A 4,065-nucleotide genomic window follows, 5' to 3' on the forward strand; every position below is an offset into this window, starting at 1 on the left:
GGAGACTAATATGAATTCAAAAGTAATGATCACTAAAGCTGCACCTATTGTTCTGGCTGTTTTAATGGCCTATTCTTTATCCGCTCAAGCTGGTACGGTAACCCTTACCGGCGTTACGACAAATACATGTGCTTCTTATACCGGCTTTAGCTCCGATGCAAACGGCAATTTGACCGTAGTATGCAGTGGAGAAGCTGAACAAGCGCCAAGTGTAGCGCCCTCATGTACGCTTACTGCTTCCCCCTCCACAATTAGTGAAGGAGCTTCGTCCACGTTAATTGCAAACTGCACTCCCGCTGCCACTTCTTATGTATGGGCTGGGGTCAACTTTACAGGTGCTGGTGGCAATGTAACACCGACGAGCACAACTACTTATTCGGTTACTGGCTCCAATAGTGTAGGTTCCGGTAATACTGCTTTAAGAGAAGTTACAGTTACGGCTGGAAGCCCGCCACCAGTACAAGGTGGTTCCTCTGGTAAAACCACACCAACATCACAATCGTCTTTAACAGAAATTAGAGCATGGAATTATGCATTCTCAATATTAAATAACATTCCTCCTAACGCGAAGGTTGAACAGGTGGGTTATATGGCTTATCTAAAATTAATACAGAGTGGCAAGCCCACCCAAATATTTTTGCCTACTGCATGGTAGGTTTCATCCAAGCCTGAACGTGGTAAAGTTCGCTCTCCCCCAACTTTTGTTGGGGGAGTTTTTTATTTTTTAAACTAAACTTGAGGTCAAAATAATGAGTCGTATGTTGTTAAAGCAGTACGCGGCGCTAGCGGTGCTGGTTTGCTGTGCAGCTCCGGCATTGAGTGTGGAACAGGTATTAGTCGAGTCTGATAAGGTCAAAATTACAAGCCTGGATTTTGAGGCGGATTTGATGCGTGTTCCGCCTGAACATCGCGCGGAGGTATTGGCAAGCAAGGCCCGCATTGCCAAACTGCTGGAAAACCTGCTAGTCAACAAAACGCTGGCTGCCCAAGCCCGCACTACCAAAATTGATCGCGAACCCGTATTAAGCAAGCAGATAGAAATAGCAGGGGACAAATTGCTGGCGCAGGAGCAAATCAACCGTATCGCCAAAGAAGTTAAGATACCAAGCTTCGACACGCGTGCCATTGAGCTGTACCAGGTTAATATCGAAAAATATACAGTTCCAGCAAAAGTACGTGTTTCACATATTCTGGTGGATACAAAAACCCGTACACCTGAAGAAGCGCTGCAGCGCATCAAACAGGTACGCGAACAGGCGACGAGTGGGAAAAAATTTGAAGAGTTGGTGCTGGAATACTCTGATGATCCAAGTGCAAAGGGGAACAAAGGCGACCTTGGTTTTTTTGTAGCGGGGCAAATGGTTAAGCCATTCTCGGATGCAGCTTTTGCCATTGCTTCTCCAGGCGATATCAGCGAACCGGTGAAGACAGTTTTTGGCTACCACATTATTCAACTTCACGAAAAAAATCCAAAGTTAGTGCGCTCGTTTGACGAGGTAAAGGAAAAGATAATAGAGGGCGAGCGGGAAAAGTTTTTAAATGAATATCGTCAAAATTTTATCGGTGGGATACTGCTCGATCCATCACTGAAATTAAACGAGGATGCCGTAAATCAATTTTGGTCAGGCCCTGATTTGAAATCCGGAGGCGGTCAGCTGTCTGAACAAAACAAGCCTGAGGCCACAAAGCAGTAATCCATGCAGATAAGGAATCTGTGGCCGTACCGATGGTTGCTGCTCAATTTTCTATCTCGAGAGGTTAAAAGCCGTTATGTAGGCAGCATCAGCGGGATTTTCTGGGCGTTGCTACACCCATTGGCTCTGTTGGCGGTGTATGCGGCGGTATTTACAACTATTTTCAAGGTAAAGTTTCCTGAGCTGGAAGGCCACAGCTTTATTCTGTTTGTTGCGGTAGCGCTATGGCCGTGGTTGAGCTTTCAGGAGGGTGCGCAACGTGGTGCCCTGGCAGTGCAAAACGGCGGTGGGCTTATCAAGAAGGTTGCCTTTCCGCACGAGCTGTTAGTGTACGGTGCAGTTCTTTCGACGTATGCCGTCCATGTAGTCGGTTTTCTATTGGTGCTTGCGGTACTAGCTTTAACCGGCAATGATTTGCATTTCGCCACGCTGCCGCTCGTATTATTGCTATTTTGCATGCAGCTATTATTTACCAGTGGTCTGGCATTGATTCTTGCTGCCTTGCAAGTGCTGCTCAAGGATGTCGAGCATTTTCTTGCGCCGGTGTTCATGATCTGGTTCTACGCCACCCCCATCCTTTATCCCGCCAGCTTAGTGCCGCAGCAGATACAGAAAGTCATTGCATTGAACCCACTTTCGTATTTTATTACCAGAATACGCGAGCTATTGATGAATGGTAATAATCATATCGGCTGGCAGGATATGGCAATGGTGGCTGGCAGTTTGTTGTTTTTTTTCGCTGGGCGATGGTTCTTTAATCGATTGTCACCCTATTTTGAGGATTTTATTTAGTCCGCATGTTTAAAGTTCGACTAAAATTCGCAGGTCATCATTAATGATATCTCTTGGAAACCCGTATGACTAACCTTGTATGGGATGCCAGTTATATTGATTGGGATAATTCAGATGGCTATATTCTCCAAGTTTGCATTTCCAACTAATTTGTTACAGACACCAATATTGTGCAACCACCTCTAATCCGCCTAAGTAATGTCGGCAAGAATTATCCTAGCGTTGCCACGGGCGGCAATCGGTTGCGCACGATTGCCACCTTGCTTTTCAAGCGTGGCGAGGTGCCCCATTTCTGCGCACTGAGGGGAGTTGATTTGGAGCTGAAAGCAGGTGAATCCCTTGGACTGATTGGCGAAAATGGCGCGGGTAAATCGACTCTTTTGAAAATCATCGCGGGTGTGGTCAAGCCCTCCACCGGCCAAGTAGTGGTAAATGGTCGTATTGGCGCTTTGCTGGAGCTGGGTAGCGGTTTCCACCCTGAATATAGCGGTCTGGAAAACATCCATCTGGCGGCCGCGTTGATGGGTATGAGCAATGCAGAAATCGACAGCAAGCTGGATTCCATAATTGAATTCGCCGATATAGGTTCCCATATTGCGGAACCGATCAAGCATTATTCGTCCGGCATGGTGGTGCGGCTGGGTTTTGCCGTCGCAACAGCCATGCAACCGGACATCCTTATTACTGACGAAGTGTTGGCTGTGGGCGATGAGTCATTCCAGAAAAAATGCATCCGCTGGATCGAAGGGTATTTGAGTCAAGGCGGGACACTGCTGCTGTGCTCGCACAGTATGTTCCATATTCAGACCCTGTGCCAGAAAGCAGTATGGATTCATGATGGACAGTTGCATATGTATGGCGACAGCTTCGACGTGACGCGCGAATATCTGACCTACCACGAAGAAAAGAATAACAAAGCTGCGCACATGGAACGTGTGGTACAGCCAAGTGGGATATACCAAATTCGCAAACTTTGGCTAGAAAATGATGCGGGTATTGTAACGACTGTCGCTGAAATAGGCGGAGTATTACGTATTTGTGGTGTAGCGCACTCTCCCGATGACCGGCCGCCGGTGATTCTGTTTGGGATAGTCCGAGTCGATGGAGCGCCAATTTACGGTACTCACTCAAACGAAACTGCGTATCTTCCGAACCAAATTGCTCCTTCGCAATATGGTTTTTGCGTTCATTTTACAAATCTTCAGTTATTGCCCGGTAAATATACGATTCGCGCTCATGCAATGGATCCTGAAGGGTTGCGGCTCTTTGATACTGTGAGCACTTCGGTTCGGATCACTGGACAAACCCGCGATTATGGTTTGTGCCGTTTAGAGCATGAGTGGAAGCCCGCAAGAGAAGATTTTATTGCCATGGAGGATAATTAGCCGACGCTGAAATAAACATAACTCTTTGATGTAATGTTACATTATGTTGTTTATATGCTATAATTTCGTCCAGTTTTAAAGCGAAAACTATTAAAAACGGGGCGAAACACCATGCAAAAGTCGCCACCTAACCCTTCCCAGGGTAATTTTTTATTTCCTAACCTGATTGACCAACTCGATTCGAGTTATCCGCT

General features: G+C 46.5%; 4 protein-coding genes. All 4 read left to right on the plus strand.

The window, feature by feature from the left end; genetic code table 11:
- A partial coding sequence (locus MJ769_RS13355; RefSeq protein WP_239237636.1) for a hypothetical protein occupies window positions 1-655 on the plus strand: 655 nt, incomplete at its 5' end.
- 94 nt (window positions 656-749) lie between these two features.
- Window positions 750-1,694 (plus strand): peptidylprolyl isomerase, encoded by a 945-nt coding sequence (locus tag MJ769_RS13360; protein ID WP_239237637.1) that lies wholly within the window; start codon window positions 750-752, stop codon window positions 1,692-1,694.
- Between the two features lie 3 nt (window positions 1,695-1,697).
- Window positions 1,698-2,486 carry an ABC transporter permease gene (locus tag MJ769_RS13365; RefSeq protein ID WP_239237638.1) on the plus strand — a complete coding sequence of 263 codons (789 nt, stop codon included), beginning with the start codon at window positions 1,698-1,700 and terminating at the stop codon, window positions 2,484-2,486.
- A 170-nt stretch (window positions 2,487-2,656) separates the two neighbouring features.
- Entirely contained in the window at window positions 2,657-3,871 is a 1,215-nt protein-coding gene (locus tag MJ769_RS13370; RefSeq protein ID WP_239237639.1) for an ABC transporter ATP-binding protein, read from the plus strand.
- Window positions 3,872-4,065: the final 194 nt, after the last annotated feature.

The organism is Candidatus Nitrotoga sp. BS (assembly GCF_927797785.1).
Lineage (GTDB): Bacteria > Pseudomonadota > Gammaproteobacteria > Burkholderiales > Gallionellaceae > Nitrotoga.